This is a genomic window from Aminobacter sp. MDW-2 (genome assembly GCF_014250155.1).
Lineage (GTDB): Bacteria > Pseudomonadota > Alphaproteobacteria > Rhizobiales > Rhizobiaceae > Aminobacter > Aminobacter ciceronei.
Genome location: NZ_CP060197.1, coordinates 1328381 through 1347706, shown reverse-complemented (window position 1 = coordinate 1347706; position 19326 = coordinate 1328381). Strand labels below are relative to the sequence as shown.

Sequence of the window (19326 nt, the reverse complement as noted above, 5' to 3'; positions counted from 1 at the left end):
CTTGCCGGCGGTTCACGTTGCTGCGCGGAAAACTGCGGGCGTCACGCCACGCCGTTCCCGGAAGGCGCGGATGAAATGTGATGAATCGCAAAAGCCCGTGGATGTCGCAATCTCTGTCACCGAGTGGTCGGTGTGGCGCAGCAGGAACTCCGCATATTCAAGTCGCATGATCTTGTAGGCCAGGGTTGGTGCCATGCCCACGGCATGCTGGAAGTGGCGTTCGACCTGGCGCCGGTTGGCGCCGAGCCGGCGCGCGACGTCTGCCGCCGACAGCGGGGCATCGATATTTTGCTGCATCAGCAGCAGTGCCTTCTTCACCAGTCCGTCGTCGGTCGCCAGATCGAGTGGAATGCCCGGCTGGGGCTTTTCGGCGCGCAGCGCGTCGTCGATGATCATAATGTGCAGGCTCTTGCGAGCCTGGGCGCGGCCGACATGCTTTTCCACCAGATGCGCCGCCAAATGCGCCGAGCTCGCCCCGCCCGAGCAGGTCAGCCGGTCGCGGTCGACGATAAAGATCTGATCGGAAACGGGCCTGAGCCCGTCGAACTGTTCCAGGAAGTCGGCGTGATGGAACCAGCTGACGCAGCAGCGGTAGCCGTCCATCAACCCGGCGCGGTGCAGGATGAAAGCGCCGGTGCAGACACCGACGAGCGGCACCTTCGATGCCGCAGCCTTCTGCAGATAGCGCGTATATTCCGGGCTGAGATTGGGGATCTCGTCGATCAACCCGCCGACGACGACGATGTAGTCATACTTGTTCGGATCGCCGAGGCGCTCGTTGGGCTGCACCATCACGCCACAGCTCGATGACATTGGGCTCATCGTGTCCGATAGCACCGTCCACTCGCACAGGATCTGCCGGCTGCGGTCGCCCTCGTCGGCGGCGAGGCGCAGCACGTCGACGAAATTAGCAAAAGCGCACAGCGTGAAGCGGCGGGCCAAGATGAAGCCGACCGACAGGCGCGCCGCTGCGTTCCGCTTCTGCGGCTGGTTGGATCTGACGCTGCGTTCCATGGGGCTCCCGTATGCATGCTGTCGCACGTGTAACATTACGCTGACGCAACTGTTCTGTCCAATCTTGCGCCGTTCAGCGATAGTGCGGCCATGTTGAACTCCGGGGGTGCGTTATGACCCGCTTTTCGTTTTCGTCACTTCTGTCCAATGCCTTGACCGGCAACAAGAACTGGGAGCTGCAGTGGCCCGATGCCCAGCCCAAGGCCGAGTATGACGTTGTCATCGTCGGCGCCGGCGGCCACGGCCTGGGCGCTGCCTACTATCTTGCCAAGGAACACGGCATTACCAATGTCGCCATCATCGAGAAGGGCTGGCTTGGCGGTGGCAACACCGGCCGCAACACCACGATCATCCGCTCCAATTATCTCTATGACGAAAGCGCGATGCTTTATGAGCACGCGATGAAGCTCTGGGAAGGGTTGAGCCAGGAGCTCAACTACAACGTCATGTTCTCGCAGCGCGGCGTGATGATGCTGGCGCATTCGGTGCATGACACCCAAAGCTTCAAGCGCCACATCTATTCGAACCGGCTCAATGGCATCGACAATGAGTGGCTGACTCCCGAGCAGGCAAAAGAATATTGCCCGCCGATCAACATCGCAAAGGACGCCCGCTATCCGGTGGTTGGGGCAGCCTTGCAGCGCCGCGGCGGCGTCGCCCGCCATGACGCTGTTGCGTGGGGTTATGCCCGTGGTGCCGCGGCGCGCGGCGTCGATATCATCCAAAACTGCCCGGTGACTGCTATCCGCCGCGACGCTTCCGGCAAGGTCATTGGCGTTGACACTCCGCGAGGCTTCATCAAGGCCAAGAGGGTTGCGGTTTCCGCCGCCGGTGGCACCTCGGTTGTCATGGATACCGCCGGTGTGCGGCTGCCGCTCGAAAGCTTCCCGCTGCAGGCGCTGGTTTCCGAGCCGGTCAAGCCGATCTTCCCTTGCGTGGTCATGTCGAATTCGGTCCACGCCTACATCAGCCAGTCTGACAAGGGTGAACTGGTCATCGGCTCCGGCACCGACCAGTACGTCTCTTACAGCCAGCGCGGCGGCCTGCCGCTCATCGAGCATACGGTGGCGGCGATCTGCGAGGTGTTTCCGATCTTCACCCGCATGCGCATGCTGCGCAAATGGGCCGGCATCGTCGACGTCACGCCAGACCGTTCGCCTATCATCGGTAAGACGCCGGTTCCCGGGCTGTACGTCAATTGCGGCTGGGGTACTGGCGGGTTCAAGGCAACCCCTGGCTCGGCCCATGTCTTCGCCCACACCATTGCCCGCGACGAGCCGCATCCGGTCAATGCGCCGTTCACGCTCGAACGCTTCACCACCGGCCGGCTGATCGATGAAGCCGCAGCCGCAGCCGTCGCGCACTGAGGAGATACAAGATGCTGCTCATCCGCTGCCCCTATTGCGAGGCCGAGCGCCCGGAACTCGAATTCACCTATGCCGGCGAGGCGCATATCGCGCGTCCCGCCGATCCGTCGAAGCTGAATGACGATGAATGGAAGACGCATCTTTTCATTCGCAGCAATCCGCGCGGCACCCACTTCGAACGCTGGCGACACCAGCATGGGTGCGGGCGTTTCTTCAATGCCGTTCGCGACACCGTCAGTGACAAGTTCGCAATGACCTACAAGGCCGGGCTGCCACGCCCGACAGAGACCGAACTCGAGAAAGCACGGTCATGACCAGCTACCGCATCCCAGAAAAAGGCCGCGTTAACCAGGGCAAGCCGGTGCGCTTCACCTTCAACGGCGCAAGCTATGTCGGTTTCGAGGGCGACACGCTCGCCTCGGCGCTACTTGCCAACGGCGTCCATCTCATTGGCCGTTCATTCAAGTACCATCGCCCGCGCGGCTTCTTGTCGGCCGGCTCGGAAGAACCCAATGCGCTGGTCGGCACCGACCGGGGGCCGGGTCGCTTCGAACCCAACACGCGCGCAACCGTGCTGGAGGTGTTCGACGGGCTGAACACCACTAGCCAGAACCACTGGCCGTCGCTGAAGCGCGACATCGGCGCTGTCAACGACGCGCTCTACATGCTGTTTTCCGCCGGCTTCTACTACAAGACCTTCATGTGGCCGAAGTCGTTCTGGAACAAGGTCTACGAGCCGATCATCCGGGGCGCCGCCGGTCTCGGCAAGTCGCCGACCACGCCCGACCCCGACACCTATGCCAGCCGCTTCGCCCATTGCGATGTGCTGGTGGTCGGTTCCGGTCCGGCCGGTCTTGCCGCAGCGCTCGACGCCGGCAAGAGCGGCGCCAAGGTGATCCTGGTCGACGAGCAGGCCGAGCTTGGCGGTTCGCTGCTGTCTGAAACGGACGCGGGCATCAACGGCCAGAGCGGCTGGCAGTGGCTCGAAGAGGCACGCAGCGCGCTGGCTGCGATGAACAATGTCACGGTGCTGACGCGCACCACGGCCATCGGCTACTATCACCAGAACCTTGTCGGCCTTTGCCAGCGTCTGACGGACCACCTTCCCAACCCGCCGGCGGATGCCCCGCGCGAGCGGCTGTGGAAGGTTCGCGCCCACCAGGTCGTTCTGGCCCAGGGCTCGATCGAAAAGCCGCTGGTGTTCGAAGGCAACGATCGCCCGGGGGTCATGCTTGCGGGCTCGGCGCGCAGCTATCTCAACCGCTACGGCGTTAAGGTCGGCAACCGTCCCGTGATCGTCACCTCGCACGATTCAGCCTGGCTCGCCGCGTTCGACCTGGCTGAGGCAGGCGTCAAGGTGGCAGCCATCATCGACATCAGGCCCAATGTGTCAGGCCATCTGATGGAAAGCGCCGCGGCCCTCGGGGTCGAGGTGCTGTCCGGCTGGACCGTCACCGGCACCAGCGGCCGGCTGCGCGTCGCCTCCGTGCGCGCCAATCCGGTGAGCCGCAGCGGCGTGGTTGGCTCGGCGCGGACAATCGCCTGCGACGCGCTGCTGATGAGCGGTGGCTGGACGCCGAGTATCCACCTGTTCTCGCACACCAAGGGCAAGCTCGACTGGAATGAGGAAGGCCAGATGTTCCTCCCGGGTGAGGCCACCGAAGAAAGCCGCTGCGCCGGCGCCGGCAATGGCGTGTTCAGCCTTGCGGCAGCACTTGCCGAGGGTGCCGCAGCCGGTGCGGCAGCCGCTTTGGACGCCGGGTTCGCGGCGAAAGCCGCGTCCTACAGGGTCGATGGCGAACTGGTGCTGACGGGCGCCAATAACCGCGAGCTGCCGACCGACAGGAACACTTCGAAGGCCAAGGCCTTCGTCGATTTCCAGAACGACGTCACCGCCAAGGACATCCGGCTTGCGGTGCGTGAAGGCTTCAAGTCGATCGAGCACATCAAGCGCTACACCACCACCGGCATGGCAACCGACCAGGGCAAGACCTCGAACATCAACGGCCTCGCCATTGCCTCTGACGCGGTCAAGCGGCCAGCGCCGGCGGTCGGCCTCACCACCTTCCGCCCGCCCTATACGCCGACCACCTTCGGCGCCTTCGCTGGCTACAATCGCGGCGAACTGTTCGAAGTGACGCGCAAGACGCCGATCGATGGCTGGGCCGAGCAGAACGGCGCGGAGTTCGAACCGGTGTCGCTGTGGCGCCGGGCCTGGTACTTCCCGAAAAAGGGCGAGACCATGCATGCCGCCGTGGCCCGCGAATGCAAGTCTGTTCGCGAATCCCTCGGCATGTTCGATGCCTCGACACTTGGTAAGATTGAGATCGTCGGGCCGGACGCCGCCGAATTCATGAACCGCATGTACACCAACTCCTGGACGAAGCTCGCGCCCGGTCGCCTGCGCTACGGCCTGATGCTTGGCGAGGATGGCTTCATCCGTGACGACGGCGTCATCGGCCGCCTGACCACCGATCGTTTCCATGTCACCACCACCACCGGGGGTGCGGCGCGCGTGCTGGGCATGATGGAGGATTATCTCCAGACCGAGTGGCCCGACCTCAAGGTATGGCTGACTTCGACTACCGAACAGTGGGCGGTGATCGCACTCAACGGGCCGAACGCACGCAAGCTGATCGAGCCTTTGGTCGAAGGCATCGACCTGTCGGACGAGGCATTCCCGCATATGTCGGTTGCCGAAGGCAAGATCTGCGGCGTGCCAACTCGCCTGTTCCGGGTCAGCTTCACCGGGGAACTTGGATATGAGATCAATGTGCCGGCGCGCTACGGCCGGGCGGTCTGGGAAGAGCTTTATCGGGCCGGCCAGCAACATGGCATCACGCCTTACGGCACCGAAACCATGCACGTTCTGCGCGCCGAGAAGGGCTATATTATCGTCGGACAGGACACCGACGGCACCGTGACGCCTGATGACGCCGGTCTCGGCTGGGCGATCGGCAAGGCCAAGCCCGACTTCGTCGGCAAGCGTTCGCTGACTCGGCCCGACATGCAGAAGGCTGACCGCAAGCAGCTCGTCGGCCTGCTCACCACCGATCCGAACACGGTGCTGGAGGAGGGCGCGCAGATCGTCCTCGATCCGAGCCAGACTTTGCCGATGAAGATGGTCGGCCACGTCACTTCGTCCTACTGGAGTGCTGCGCTAGGACGCTCGATTGCCATGGCGGTGATCGAAGGTGGCAAGGCCCGAGAAGGCGAGACCATCCACGTGCCGACGCCGGGGCGGACCCATACGGCCAAGGTTGTCGGAACGGTATTTTTCGACCCCGAAAACAAGCGCCTGAGCGCTTAGGAGGACGGTCATGCTGCATGAACATCATCCGCTGATCGGCCGCGAGATTGCCGTTCGCAAGGTGACGCCGCTAAACATCCGCGCCGTCGCCGACGGAGCCCGCTTCGTCCTGAGGATAGATCCGGCACAAGCGGCGCAAGCTGCAAAGGCATTCGGTTCGCCATTGCCGGGCAAGATCGGCGACGTCACCGTTTCCAAAGGCAGGCTGGCCGTCCGCCTTGGGCCAGACGAGTGGCACCTGGTTGTCCCGCTGACGGAACAGGAGGCAATCGAAACGGCGTTTGCCAAGCTCTATGCGACGGTGCCGCATAGCCTTGTCGATGTCAGCCATCGCGAGATCGGCATCGCGGTCGAGGGTGTCGCGGCCATGTTGGCATTGCGCTCCGCCATCGCGTTCGACATCGGGGGGATGCCGGTCGGCACGGGCTGCAGGACCATCTTCGACAAGGCGCAGATCATCCTTGTCCGCGAAGCAGAAGACCGGTTCCGCATCGAGGTCTGGCGTTCATTCGCCGACCACGTCTGGGGTATCCTCGACGCCGCCAGCCGCGAAATCGCACTCGGTATCTGACGTCGTCCTCAGGGAGGAAGCCATGTCGAATAACCAACCCCTTCGCATCGCTCGGCGACGCGGCATTAGTTGGTGCTAGGAGCAAAAATGCGCAACGCTTGATATGAACGCAAAAGGCCGGGCCTACTGTGCGGACAGTTGTCAATATTTCTGAACGGGATCGACCGCCAATCGGATTTGCCCTTGAGAGATTGCGAATTGGTGGACGAAGCAGACGATGGGTGCTAATTCGCCATAGACGGGGTGATCGCCGTTCAGCTCAGCGGGACGACCCGATGTGTCTGGCTTCTCCGGGGACGACCCCTAGAGGGTCGGTTATGACACCGGACTATGTGCCCGCCTTCGACAGCCTTCGCGACTTGTTTCCACGTGTGACTTGTATCCGATCGGTAATCGCGTGGGTGGTTGTCGCCGCGTTTCAGACGTGGGGGGCAACATGGACAGCTGCTCCTCTCTCCCCAACCGTTGGCGTCATTTGTTTCGTTGTTCTGTTCGCGACCGTCCTGACGGCGTCCTTTAGCGTAGTGCGCCAAGCTGACCATCTTCCTACTGTTCTTGTCATCGGCTTGATGACGGGCAATACAGTGATCTTGGGAATCGGTGCAGCCGAAACGACGCTGTTGATGCTGACGGTCGTGCTGACCTTTCTAGGGCACAGGACGTCGCCGATCCACGCTATGATGCATCTGATGCTGTTCGGCGTGTTTAGCGTCTTGTTGCTCAGCAGTTAAACGTAATGCAACCGCTTTCACTAATTGAATCTTGGGCCGCGTTGGAGTGTCTGGCACCATCGACCTATCGGCGCCGAGAAGCTTTGGCGTCAGGAAACCCACAGTGGGTTGCGCGGCTAAACGACAGTCGCGTTCCCTGGGAGCAGCCAGAGCACGGGAAGCCTGATCATGACCTCTATTATCAGGTCGTAATCGGGTCAATTCCGATGGCTTTAGCCTATTCTCGTCTTGCCGAAAAATACCGTGCGGAGATTCCACGCTATCATTCTCATGACCGATCTCCTCTCGCGTCCGTCCTTGTGGATAGGAATGGTCTGATCACAGGCCGTCATGGAGTGGCAGTTTCGAGCTTCGCTTGGGGGCTGCCAAAAGCGCTCAAGGGGAACTTGCGCGAACTAACGGCATTGCCCTGCGCAAAGCAGGCTATTTTGGGGCAATTATACGAGGAGTTGCATGATACAAGCGCTAAGGCACTGACCTACGCTGCGATCAAATCAGCCTATTTGCTTCTCTTGGATCAGATTGGTCTATCTGAGGAATTCGCCGAACCGCCCAGCTTCGCCTTGCGGGTTTTCCATCGTCGGGACTTGGGACGCCCGCCATCACCACTTCAAATTGACTCGGATTTTCTATCTGATCTGAGTGCTGTCCGCCAGCTCGTGAGATGCGGCAAAGTCCCTGCTGCTCTTAGTCGATATCTGAGGATTTCGTCTGTCGAACATGATGGGTCGCACTGTCAGGGTTGTACCAAGGTGACGGAGCAGGCTCCCGACGGCCAACGGCCAGAACGAAACTGGGCCAAGTCCCACCCCACTCTCAACTTTACAAGCGGCGACAGCTTGTTTGCAATCAACGCAACCCAATTCGCAGACAAACTGCATTTGATTTTCGACCTGGTTGCAACGTGCATTATGGAGCGCGCCCGTCGGATGCTCGCCTTCGAGAAGGCGGAACATGCGTTCACCGCCGTACAACCTGGCGGCGCCCACGCTCCAAAGCTCTATCGCCTCCACCCAAGCTTGAAAGGACAAGAGATTGTAATCGCGTCCACTAGCAACCAACCTATCAAGGACATTTGTGAAGCTATTGTCGCGGCCGACCGAAACGAGAGCGATTGGTCATATTTCCGATCAATAAGCGATCACGTTTACAACCCTCGGCTGGAACAGCACACGGCGGCCGTTAACAGCGCAGAGTTAAAAACGAAAGGGCTTCTCGCTGCCGTGCTTGGCAACGCAAAAAATCGCTCAGATTTCATCAGACCGTTCTGGCGGAATCCGGATACCAGCTTCCGAACATATCTAAGATTTCTCGACGGCCGCAGCATTCGCCGCAAATCCTATTCTGTGATTGCTCAGGAGAGACCTCCTTTGCACAAACAGGCACAGGACACTTGGTCGGAGTTGCGGGGGCGTTTGGCGATCTCAAACCCGTCCCTCTCCGGGCCAGGTGAGTTCGCCATGGCTTTGGAGATCCACAAGGCCTTTGTCGACGTTTCCGGACATTATCTCTTGCACAATTTGTCTGCGTTGATGGAGATCATTGAGTCGGGATCCGTGCGAAACGACGTTGAACGAGAACAGATAGCCGACCTTTGGTCGTCGCTCTTCCTAATTGTCCCGATTGTCTCAACCAGTCTCAGTTCCGTCGATCGTTTGTTTCGGTATGTTCCATCAGGAAGCTTCGGATGGTCGGTCATTGATGAGGCAAACCGCGCCTTACCGCAGACCGTGGCGGGGCTACTGGGACGGACTCGGAAGGCAATCATCTTTGGCAATGAAGGCCGAAGGAATGATAGCGTTCCTAGCGATTCGCTGGCCGCAAGTGTATTTGAGCATTTTGGAATATCTTCTGGCGATTGCAGCAAGCAACTTCAGTCTTGTTGGACGTTTGCCAGAGAAATAATCGGCTGATACCAAGAAAGCCTACTCATGTTCAACAGTTCTCGCAGTTTCAAAAAGTCTAGAAACGAATCAAAGTTCGCACGAGATGTAGATTGGAATCTTTTTAAGGTATTTGAGGAGATCGTGAAGGCGCAAGGGGTTACAAACGCGGCGCTTACTCTGAACCGCCAGCAACCTGCAATTAGCTTAGCGCTGCGTCGCCTTGAGGTCGAACTCGGCGTCAAACTTTGCCACCGCGGTCCTCGCGGCTTCAAGATGACAGATGAAGGACAACTGCTTGCTGGCACGTGCGCCCAGATGTCAGAGATTGTCCGATCGGTTCCGTCGCAAATGGCTGGAACAAAGACAGATATCCGCGGGCGCGTGCGCGTCCATCTGATCAGCAATCTCGTCAATGACGTACTCGACCAAGCAATTTTCTCTTTCAATCAAAAATACCCGGCGGTCGAAATTATCATAGACGTTGCTCCCTGGGCCGATGTGGTGAAGTCCTTGCTGCAAGATGAGATTGACATCGGGCTCGCCCCTTCGCGATCACCACGCGCCGAGATCAGGTATCAGTATCTGTTCAGCGAGGTTCACCGGCCCTACTGCGGCAGAAATCACCATTTTTACGAAAGTCGAATCGACGACGCAGCTTTGTTGGCGGATGAGAAGTTCATTCTTACAGGGGCCGACGAACCTGTCGAACTGACCGATTTTCGGCTCCGTTATGGACTTGGGCGCTTATCGGCTGGAATGTCGGAACATCTAGAGGAAGCAAAGCGTATGACGGTCTTAGGAGTTGGACTTTGTTTTCTTCCCGACGGCTTTGCCCGACCTGACGTTGAGGCGGGCCGTCTGTGGCCACTGCTTTCGCAGGGTGATGTTCCTCAGATGGATATTTTTGTGATGACGAACGCTGTAGCGCCGGCACGTCTCGCTCGCCAACTGTTGGTCGATGAACTTGTTCAGCATGCAATGCGCGTGGCCGCCGAGCATTAAACGGATCAATGCTTATGATTGGATATTCGGGGGTTTATGGTCCGCAATAATCTCTCAAATAGTAGGTGGATAAACAGCTACACCACAAGCAAAGGCCAACCACGAGCGGCGCAATTCATCTCCGTGAAACAGAAGCGATCTGCCTTACGCATTTGCGGCCGCAGCGTTTGAAGATCACTTAGAACGTGGCCATCGTGGTGTAGACGGATTGCTGAAAGGGCCGGCGTAGGAGAATTTCGTGCGTTCTAAGCCGAAGCACACCTCTCGGTCAGTCGCTTGGGATATGGGAGACTATCACATGATTGGAAAAAAGACCGCCGAAGTGCGCGCATTTTGGGAGAGACAGCGAACGGCGCTGGGTATCGATACGGAGCTGTACCATGCGAGCACGTTCGCCGATGTGAGATTTGCTACGTATCACGATGAACTTCTAGGTTTGGTTGCAGCGGGCAAGAAGCGAGCGACGGCTCATATGCAGCTTGATTTCGAGCGCAACAACATTCGCCAGCGCGGCGTTGGCGACTATTGGGTGGTCCTCAATTCCGCGTTTGAACCGCGCTTCCTGATTCGTATTACTGATGTCGATGTACGGCCCTTCAACCAAGTCGAGCAGTCTTTCGCCGAACGGGAAGGCGAGGGCGACAAAAGTCTGGCCTATTGGGCGCGTGTTCACCGCGAGTACTTCGAACAGCAGTGCGCTGAATGGGGTGTTCTCTGGAGTGAAAGCCGACCCACGGTGTGTGAAGGATTTGAGGTTCTCGCTACCGCTTAAGAAAATTGGTGCCGTGAAGGCGAGACTGAAACGGATCCGTGCCGGAGGGTGACGACACAATATAGACGCCCGTTGCAGCGCCTCCTGCAGCGGGTCCGCCACTCGATTGCGACAAAGCCTTCTCTTTTCGGCGCAATGGCCGTTGGCGAAGAACCTGAAATGGCGGATGCGGTGGAAAGCCAGCCGGCAGTAGGAAAGCGCCTTAGGAACTCGAGCGCGACAATTGCGCCATTAGACATTGCCGTTGATGGTCCTGATCAAATGGGAAATGGCAGTGGCGTCGCAATCGGTATAGCTTCCGAGATAGCCTAGTGTACCTGCTGTGGTCTGCCGAATGGCGACTTGACTGAGGCGACCCATTAGAGGAAGCGGACCTCGGGAAATTTCCGCTTGACCGCGGCGGGCGCCGTTAAGTGGCAAGATCGCTAAAAGCTCACCCCTGTCCGCGTCACATAAAAATAGGCAACTATCGGTTCTTTCCTAACATAAGAGTCCGGCTCTGGATTCGCTTTTGCGCATGCGAGTCTTGGGCATGGCACAGGAATATCCTTCACCGTTTCGCCGATCGTGCCCGTCTGAGGGCGCCCATAAGGGATGGCAATGCGCCACAAAAGCCTGCCTAGCTAGCGTGTCGAGATCGTGCTGTTGAGCGCCGCTGGTGTCGGCATGGTCAATATCATGCGGCGGCACCGGCAAGTCCAAGACTTGCGTGTGGCCCTGGCAGGAGCGCTTCGCCGCGAAAGGCCGGGAGGGTTGCTGCGCGACAGGATGCGGCCGTCCCGCATTCCGCCGCTCGGGCCGGACATGCAAGAGCGGGTGGTGGCGCTGACGCTCGCCGATATGCCACGCGAGACGAGGCATTGGACGGCGGACGCCATGGCCAAAGCCGCTGGCATCAGCGCCAGCGCGTTCCGGCACATTTGGATGGCGCATGAGCTGCAGCCACACCGCTGGCGGCAGTGTTCGAGCTGTTCAACGATCCGAAGTTCGTCGATTAGCTGCGCGAAGTCGTCGACGTCTATGTCGACCGCCGGCTCACGCCATCGTGCCGTCCGCCGACGAGAGGAGCCAGATACAGGCGCTCGACCGCACCCAGTTCGGCCTGCCTATGAAGAATGGGAGGCTCGCAACCATGACCCACGACTACAAGGTAAGCGGTGTTTCCGGACAAGGCGGCGCGGTCGCTCTCGGACCGTTGCCGGATGATCCTGCTCTGTGCAGAGGGTCTTCAAAGCAAGGAAGTCGCTGAGCGGCTCGGCGTGCATGAACACACGGTGGGGAAGTGGCGCCGGCGTTTTGTGAAAGACCGGATCGAGGGGCTCACAGATGAATACCGCCCCGGCCGTCCGCGCACGGTGATGGACGCACAAGTGGCCGAGGTGATCGAGCGCACGCTGAACAACACGCCCAAGGATGCGACCCACTGGTCGATCCGCGGCATGGCCGCCGAGACGGGGCTTTCGCACACTACCATCCGCCGGATCTGGAATGCGTTCGGCCTGCAACCGCACCGGAGCGAGACGTTCAAGCTGTCCACCGATCCGCTGTTTGTAGACAAGGTGCAGGATATCGTTGGGTTGTACATGGCCCCGCCAAACCGGGCTATCGTCTTGTGTGTAGATGAGAAATCGCAAATCCAGGCGCTGGACAGGGAACAACCGGTGCTGCCGATGGTGCCGGGTGTCGCCGAGCCGAGAACCCACACCTATATTCGCCACGGCACGACGTCGCTCTTCGCCGCGCTCGACGTCGCCACAGGAGCGGTCATCGGCAAATGCTACAAGCGCCATCGCGCGACCGAGTTTCTGGATTTCCTCAAAGAGATCGACCGGCGCGTGTCGGCAGGCCTGGACGTGCACATCGTCATGGACAACTATGCCACCCACAAGACGCCGAAGATCAAGGCGTGGCTAGCGCGGCGCCCGCATTGGCATGTCCACGTCACGCCAACCTCGGCCAGTTGGATCAATCAAATCGAGCGCTGGTTCGCCGAACTCACCCGGAAGCAGTTGCAACGCGGGGTGCACAGATCCACGACGGAACTGGAGGCCGACATTAACCGCTTCATCGAGGCCCACAACGAAAAACCCAAACCCTACAAATGGGTCAAATCCGCAGACGAAATCCTCGCCTCCGTCAAGAGGTTCTGCCAGCGAACACAGAAAACCCTATGCGGCGAACTTTAGATTCAGGTGACTAGATTCTCGGCCGCGCACCAAATGCCGCGTCAGCGACTCAGCTCCCCTGCGCATCTTCTCACTTAGGGATCACATCAGGAAAGCAACCATTCGTTAGGAGGTGCGCTGTAGCGGTTTAGCTCAATATTCTCGCCGCAGCAGTGTTTATGTATCTTCTTGAAGTATGGCTCGAAGCGCCGGTTGAGCTCTTCGACACCCTTGTGATGTTCGCTGAAGGCATCGTATCGCTCACGCAGTTCGCGCACCAGTGCGCCTTCGTTAACCTTGGTTAGTTCACCGTCGTCAACGACTATTTCGCCATTCACAAAGACCTTCTCCACGGACGAACCGTTCTCACAATAAACGAGGTGGTTCAAGAGATCATTCTGCGGAGTAAAGTTGATCGTCTCGAGGTCAAATAACACGAGGTCGGCGCGCTTTCCGGTTTCTATCGAGCCAATTTCATTTTGAAGTTGAACGCTCCGCGCGCCCCCCATGGTAGCGGCATAGATGATTTCTGAAGCCGTGGGCCACAGACCATATTCTGGGGTGGTAACCTTGTGTAGCAGTCCCGCGACCTGCATAACATCGAGCATGCGGCTCGTATCGTTGCTCGAAATCCCGTCTGAGCCCAGCGCTACATTTACGCCCGCGTCGAGCAATTTCCGGAATGGTGCAATACCGGCGCCAAGCTTCTGATTCGAAATTGGATTGTGCGCGACCGACGACCCACGCTCGGCCATGCAGGCAATATCGCGATCAGTCACCCAGATCGAGTGAGCAAGCGTCGAAATATTCGTCAGCACACCGAGGTCGTCAAGATACTGCACGAGGGTCCGACCGTAGAATTCCCTGCCTGCTACCGCCTGTACCTTAGTCTCCAAAACGTGGATATGATAGGCGCTCTTGATCTCACGCGCGAAATCATGCACTGCCTTCAGCATCTCTTCTGTGCAACGCTGTGGCCCCGAGGGCGCAACCAGATAGCGTAAACGGTCGGAGCGATCTTGATGCTTCTTCACTACTTCCCCCGCGAAGTCGAGATAGTTCTTCACAGTCGGGACCTTGATTCTGGAGACATCTGCGATCAGGTCGCGCGGCAGATATTCGCGCGTGAAGGGTATCGTGTCGACGAACGGTCGATTGATTACGTGGCCCGATACGTTGGCGCGTATACCGATATCGTGGTAGGCATCGAACACCGCATCGATGGCGTCCATACCCTGCACTGGGAGTTCGATAATATCATCGACGAGGCAGGTTACGCCGTTCTTGAGCGATTCCATCGCCACGATCATTGAACGCAGGTAAATCAGCCGTGGATCGAGTGCCTTGGTTCCCACGAGCGGGTAGGAATAGAGCATCCAGATCTCGAGTGGCATGTTGTCATACCGGCCCTTGAACATTGCCTCCCAAGAATGGACGTGGGCGTTGACGAGGCCCGGAATGACAAGTCGATTCCGACCGTCGATTCTACGAGCGCCATCCGGCGTCACAAGCGGCTCTCCGACATGTGCGATGCGGGAACCCTCGATGAGAATGTCACCCTTGAACGGACGGGTACCGTGCGCTGCGTCGACCGCAATTATGTTGGCTTCGGATATATGTATGGTCATCTTAATCCTCGCGTTCGCGTTTCAAGAGCGTGAACTCGTCGGCGGAAGACAAAAAGCAATTTACCGACTAGATGGGTGCGTCTTTCCGCGCTATATTTAATCTACGCTGCTAGAGAATTATCGCAATACACCTGCAATGCATCCATACTTAAGCTTGCAATCACATTCATACTAAAATAATTATGATAATTAAGATTTATTATGCAGATTATTTGACATTTTTGCTTCTTGGCTTCTTAGCATTAGATAATAACACGCTGATAAATTACCAATGTATAACCGTTATTCTCCGGGCAAAATGTGCGTCGCTTCCGGACGCCACGACACCCAGAGTTTGGCGCCAGGCTCAAGGTTGATATGTTCGAGCTCGTCGTGGCTCTTCTGCGCCTTGATCTCGATACGGTCGGCGCCCTCCAGATGGATGACGGCGGTTGCGCCAACAAACTCCTCGCCGACCACCTGCGCCTGCAACCCGTCGTAGCCGTCAGCCGGGGGCTGGTTGCTCAACTGTATCCGGTCGCCCGACACCACAAAGGTCGCCTTGTCGCCCTTGGAGAGGGCTTTGGCTGGGTTCGGGGCGACATCGAACTCGCCCACCGGCGTCGCGATCTTCAACGCCTTGCCGTTCACGTTCGAGACCTTGCCGGCAAAACTGTTCGACGAGCCAAGGAATTCAGCGACGAACTTGGTTCGCGGCGCGCGGTAAATCTCCTGCGGATTGCCGATCTGCTCGATCCGTCCACGGCTCATGATGACGACGCGGTCAGCCATGGAGAATGCCTCAGACTGGCTGTGCGTGACATAGACGAAGGTGATGCCGAGTTCGCGCTGAAGGTTCGAAAGCACCGTCTGCATCCGCACTTTGAGATGAGCGTCCAGCGCCGATAGCGGCTCGTCGAGAAGGAGGATGTCCGGTTCCGTCACCAACGAGCGCGCCAGGGCCACGCGTTGGCGCTGGCCGCCGGACAGATGGGCAACGTTGCGATCGGCGAACTCGGTGATCTGCATGCGCTCCAGCCATTTGTCGACGCGTTTGCGCCGCTCGGCCTTTTCCACCCCACGCATGCGCAGGGAGAACTCGACATTTTCGCGCACGGTAAGGAACGGAAACAGCGCCAGGCTCTGCCACACCATCGGCGTGTCGCGCTGCCAGGTCGGCAGGTCGTTGATGCGCTTGCCGCCAAGGCGGATCTCGCCTTCAGTCGGGGCGTCCAGTCCAGCCAGCATGCGCAGCGTCGTCGTCTTGCCGCAGCCACTGGAACCCATGATGGCAAGGAACTCGCCCTTGCGGATTTCGAAGTTCATCTTTTCGACAGCGACGAAACTGCCGAAGCGTTTGACGACGCCGTCGAAGACGACGAGAGCCTTGTCGGTCATGATAGCGGTACTCCGGCTATTTCCGCGGACGCTTTGGGCGGACCGCTTCGTTTCATGAGAAGGATCTGGGCGAGCACCACCAACGTCATCGAAACGATGAAGACGAAGGTGCCGATGACGTTGATACGCGGGCTGACCTGACCTTGCAGGAAGCCCAGCACCTTGACTGGCAAGGTTTCATTCAGTCCAGAGACGAACCAGGCCACTGCAAATTCATCGAACGAGACTGCCATAGTCAGGAACAGGGCCGCGAAGATTGCCGGCTTGCAGAACGGGATGATGACATGACGCATCGCCTTCCATTCACTCGCACCGAGATTCCAAGCCGCGGCTTCGAGTGAAGGGTCCATCTGTGACAGGCGCAACCGAACAATCGCCATGGCGAAGGGCGCGCACAAGACCACATGGGCGATGATGACAGAATGGATGGCGCCCGAGAGGTTGATGTTGGACAAGAAGGCGAGCATCGCCAGGCCGAGGATGACGACTGGGATCGTGGGTGGCAGAAGGGCCAGCGCGACATAGAGGGTCTTGCCGAAGAACTTGTAGCGGAAGTCGGTATAAGCAGCACCAAAGCCGATCACTGTCGCCAGCACCGATACGATCACACCGGCGACCATCGTGTTGCGCAGGCCTTCCCAGACCAGCGGGTCGGCGGCGACCGTCTCGTACCAGATCGTCGAGAAGCCGCCGAGCGGAAGCGAGGGGAACCGGTCGACATTGAACGAGAAGACGAAGCTCGCGGCGATTGGCGCGAAGATAAAGGCGAAGGCCAGCAGGATGTAGAGTTTCAGCGCCCAGTCGATCAGCCAGTTGCGATTGAAGTCGTTCATCGTCCGCGCTCCTTGTAGGCGTAGCCCACCGCGGCGAACGCGACCGCGAGCAGCGTTGCGATCATGGTCAGCGCGATCACCGCCGCGCGCGGCCATTGCTGGCCCGACTTGGTGGTGTCGGTGATCAGGATAGACAGTGTCGGCGGGTCGCCTCCGCCGAGATAGAGCGGACTGACGAAATCACCGAAGGTCAGGATGAAGCAAAACAGCGCCGCGATCACCAGGCCGACCTTGGCGGCCGGCACGATCACCGCGAAGACCGTGCGCAACCGGCCGCAGCGCAGGTTGTGCGCGGCCTCGATCAGGTTTTTGTCGACGAAGATCAGACTGAACAGCTGCAGCAAAACGACAAGCGGAAAGCTCAACGTCAGATAGCCGACCATCGTGCCGAACACCGAGTTAAGCATGCCGAACGGTCCGAGCCCGACCTTAGCGAACAGTGCGTTGATGATGCCGTTGTCGGAGAGGAATATCTGCCAGGAATAGACGCGCACCAGATAGCTGGTGAAGAAGGGGATGACCATCAGGAAGATGGCCCAGCGGCGCGCGGTTTCGGTGAGCTTGAATGCGATGGCGTAGGCGCAGGGGAAAGCCAGCGCGCTGGTGATTACGGCAGCGGCGGTGGCAAGGGCGAAGGTGCGCAGATAGGCGTCCCAGAAGACACCGCGACCGAGCATTCTGACCCAGTTGACGGTGTCGAAATCCGGTTCCATGCGGAAATTCTTGACCGTCCAGAAGCTGAGGGCGATCAGGAACAACAGCGGCGCGAGGAAGAACAGCGCCTGCCAGATCAGCATCGGCAGAGAGAATGTCAGTCCGTAAAGTGTGATTGATTTCCGCATCGCGGCGATTCCAACCTGAAGACACGACTGCACGGCCAACCGCCCTGCAGGATTGCCGGAATGAATGGGCGAGCGCAGCGGCCCGCCCAACGAACATTAGCTTTTCAGTCGAGCCTAGCGCGCAATCCATCCATCGAACGACAACAACGGACGGAGCTGGATTTCCAAAGGCGCATATCGCTAGTTCAGATGGAAAGCACTAGGAGCCCTTGTATTCGGACCAAAAGTCGTTCCAGTCCTCAAGGCTCTGCTGCACCGGCAATTGCCGGAATTTGATGCGCCCGTTACGGATCAGGTCCATGATATTGCTCTCATTGAGCAACATGCCCTGGCGTTTGGCTTCCGCCGGAAAATCCTCCGCTAGCAATTCCCAACCTTTCTTGTTCGGAACCATCGCGGGATAGGCCGCCATATTGACCGACTTCACCTGCCCCTTGGCCGAGGTGATGTACTGGATCCACTTCTTCGCGAGGTCGGCCTTTGTCGAGCCCTTGCCGATACAGAAGGACTCAGTCCACTGCAGGCCGCCCTCCTCCGGAATCACGGTGCGTACCTTCGCACCATTCTTTGCTAGAACACCAGTGATCCAGTCGCCGATACCGGCCATCGCCAGCACCTGGCCGTTCTGCAGCGACGAAAACGTCCCGCCAAAATCGAAGAAGCCACCGATCTGCGGGCGCAGCGTCTTCATCTTCTCCTGCAGCTTGCCCCAGGCCGCTTCGTCGATGTCGTATGGCGCGGCATTGCCGTTGAGCAGGCTGATCTGGCCAAGGTTCGGATGATGCCAGTCGAAATGGCCGACCTTGCCCTTCAGCTTTTCGGCCCAATAGACGTTGTAGGTCGAAGCCTCCTTCTCGGTGATCGCATCGGTGTTGTAGGCAACGCCGAGGAAGCCAAAGCGCGTGATAACCGAATAAAGATCGTTACCTTGCCAGTGCCCGGGAAAATGTTGGAATTCGGGGAAAAAGTCGTCAAACGGATAGTCTACCGGGTCGAGTTTCTCAATGTAACCCGCAGCGTTGAGCTGCTGCACATACTCGGCATCGGAAAGGATGACGTCGAAGGTTCCTGGAGGCGACTGGGAGATCAACCCAAGCATGTTGTCGCCACCGGTATAGTATTTCGGCTTGAACTTGACGTTGTTTTCCGCCTCGAACTCAGCGACGACATCAGGTTCAGCGTGGCCGCTCCAGGCAAGTATGTTTAGTTCGACCGGTTGCGCAAACGCCAGACGATTGAGGAATGGCATTGCAAGAACGCCTCCGCCCAACACACTGGCACCCTTCAGAATATCGCGACGGTTGTGGCCCTTTTGCAAACCCTTATGCACGTTCATCGTATTCCCCTTTTTGCGATTTTATATTGTTCGGTCAACAACTAGCCCGACAGCAGACGGTGACGCGGATTCATCGCCCTTGAAACCGGCCCTGATAAGAAGCGGTCAGGTGAACATCTAGGCCTAATCTCGCCCCTTTGGGCCACTTATCATCCAGAGATTGGCACAGGCATAAACCCCCGAATATCACATCTTTCGCATTGTTCTTGTTAATGCACTGCAGCCGACTTTCGGAGCCGATGGGCACGTCCATGGATGCCCCTATCCGAAGCGTTCCAGGTGACGAAAGCTGCATTACCGGTGGCATCAGGAATATGGCGGCCTGAACCAGAAGCGTCTAAGGAGCGTACCGGTTTATGCCGTTGTGGCCCATCCCGCCACTTGCGGTGAAGCACGATCGCTTATACGTGCCACCGCGAGATAGCCTGCTGTTTTTTTCCCTTTTTGCGATCGCGACGCCCATAAGCTGGACGCTCCTAACCTCGCCAAATC

The 19326-nt window shown here is 58.6% G+C and carries 15 protein-coding genes and 1 pseudogene; 10 read left to right on the top strand and 6 right to left on the bottom strand.

Annotation, left to right across the window (positions count from 1 at the left end; all coding sequences use genetic code 11):
- Positions 1–12: 12 nt before the first annotated feature.
- Complete coding sequence (locus H5P29_RS06525; protein ID WP_154387553.1) at positions 13–1014, bottom strand: GlxA family transcriptional regulator; 1002 nt, start codon at positions 1012–1014, stop codon at positions 13–15.
- A 113-nt stretch (positions 1015–1127) separates the two neighbouring features.
- On the opposite strand from H5P29_RS06525, the gene H5P29_RS06520 reads away from it, so the two are divergent.
- From H5P29_RS06520 to H5P29_RS06480, 10 genes and pseudogenes are all read left to right on the top strand, one after another.
- The gene (locus H5P29_RS06520; RefSeq protein WP_154387554.1) at positions 1128–2381 is read left to right on the top strand and encodes a sarcosine oxidase subunit beta family protein; all 1254 of its coding nucleotides are present in this window, start codon (positions 1128–1130) and stop codon (positions 2379–2381) included.
- 11 nt (positions 2382–2392) lie between these two features.
- On the top strand, positions 2393–2695 hold the full coding sequence (locus tag H5P29_RS06515) for a sarcosine oxidase subunit delta (protein ID WP_154387555.1): 303 nt from the start codon (positions 2393–2395) through the stop codon (positions 2693–2695).
- Complete coding sequence (locus H5P29_RS06510) at positions 2692–5691, top strand: sarcosine oxidase subunit alpha (protein WP_154387556.1); 3000 nt, start codon at positions 2692–2694, stop codon at positions 5689–5691. The genes H5P29_RS06515 and H5P29_RS06510 overlap by 4 nt, the downstream gene beginning before the upstream one ends.
- Before the next feature lie 10 nt (positions 5692–5701).
- Positions 5702–6262, top strand: coding sequence for a sarcosine oxidase subunit gamma (locus H5P29_RS06505; RefSeq protein WP_154387557.1), 561 nt, complete (start codon positions 5702–5704; stop codon positions 6260–6262).
- A gap of 317 nt (positions 6263–6579) precedes the next feature.
- The gene (locus H5P29_RS06500) at positions 6580–6993 is read left to right on the top strand and encodes a hypothetical protein (RefSeq protein WP_154387558.1); all 414 of its coding nucleotides are present in this window, start codon (positions 6580–6582) and stop codon (positions 6991–6993) included.
- Between the two features lie 206 nt (positions 6994–7199).
- Entirely contained in the window at positions 7200–8906 is a 1707-nt protein-coding gene (locus tag H5P29_RS06495; protein ID WP_154387559.1) for a hypothetical protein, read from the top strand.
- A gap of 18 nt (positions 8907–8924) precedes the next feature.
- Complete coding sequence (locus H5P29_RS06490) at positions 8925–9881, top strand: LysR family transcriptional regulator (RefSeq protein ID WP_154387560.1); 957 nt, start codon at positions 8925–8927, stop codon at positions 9879–9881.
- A gap of 298 nt (positions 9882–10179) precedes the next feature.
- Positions 10180–10653: an ASCH domain-containing protein gene (locus H5P29_RS06485; protein WP_182576171.1), complete on the top strand. Its 474-nt coding sequence runs from the start codon at positions 10180–10182 to the stop codon at positions 10651–10653.
- 543 nt (positions 10654–11196) lie between these two features.
- Positions 11197–11818, top strand: a pseudogene (locus tag H5P29_RS32445) (IS630 family transposase); the annotation flags it as partial.
- Positions 11811–12839 carry an IS630 family transposase gene (locus H5P29_RS06480; protein WP_210328471.1) on the top strand — a complete coding sequence of 343 codons (1029 nt, stop codon included), beginning with the start codon at positions 11811–11813 and terminating at the stop codon, positions 12837–12839. The pseudogene H5P29_RS32445 and the gene H5P29_RS06480, both read left to right, overlap by 8 nt.
- A gap of 86 nt (positions 12840–12925) precedes the next feature.
- On the opposite strand, the gene H5P29_RS06475 is transcribed toward H5P29_RS06480, so the two are convergent.
- From H5P29_RS06475 to H5P29_RS06455, 5 genes are all read right to left on the bottom strand, one after another.
- On the bottom strand, positions 12926–14446 hold the full coding sequence (locus H5P29_RS06475) for an amidohydrolase family protein (protein ID WP_154387562.1): 1521 nt from the start codon (positions 14444–14446) through the stop codon (positions 12926–12928).
- 282 nt (positions 14447–14728) lie between these two features.
- Positions 14729–15823 (bottom strand): ABC transporter ATP-binding protein, encoded by a 1095-nt coding sequence (locus H5P29_RS06470; RefSeq protein WP_185910264.1) that lies wholly within the window; start codon positions 15821–15823, stop codon positions 14729–14731.
- Positions 15820–16656 (bottom strand): ABC transporter permease, encoded by an 837-nt coding sequence (locus tag H5P29_RS06465; RefSeq protein WP_154387629.1) that lies wholly within the window; start codon positions 16654–16656, stop codon positions 15820–15822. Before H5P29_RS06465 ends, H5P29_RS06470 begins: the two co-directional genes overlap by 4 nt.
- A complete protein-coding gene (locus H5P29_RS06460; RefSeq protein WP_154387628.1) occupies positions 16653–17498 on the bottom strand; it encodes an ABC transporter permease in 846 nt (281 codons plus the stop codon). Before H5P29_RS06460 ends, H5P29_RS06465 begins: the two co-directional genes overlap by 4 nt.
- Positions 17499–17697: 199 nt before the next feature.
- Positions 17698–18834, bottom strand: coding sequence for a spermidine/putrescine ABC transporter substrate-binding protein (locus H5P29_RS06455; RefSeq protein ID WP_154387361.1), 1137 nt, complete (start codon positions 18832–18834; stop codon positions 17698–17700).
- Positions 18835–19326 lie beyond the last annotated feature (492 nt).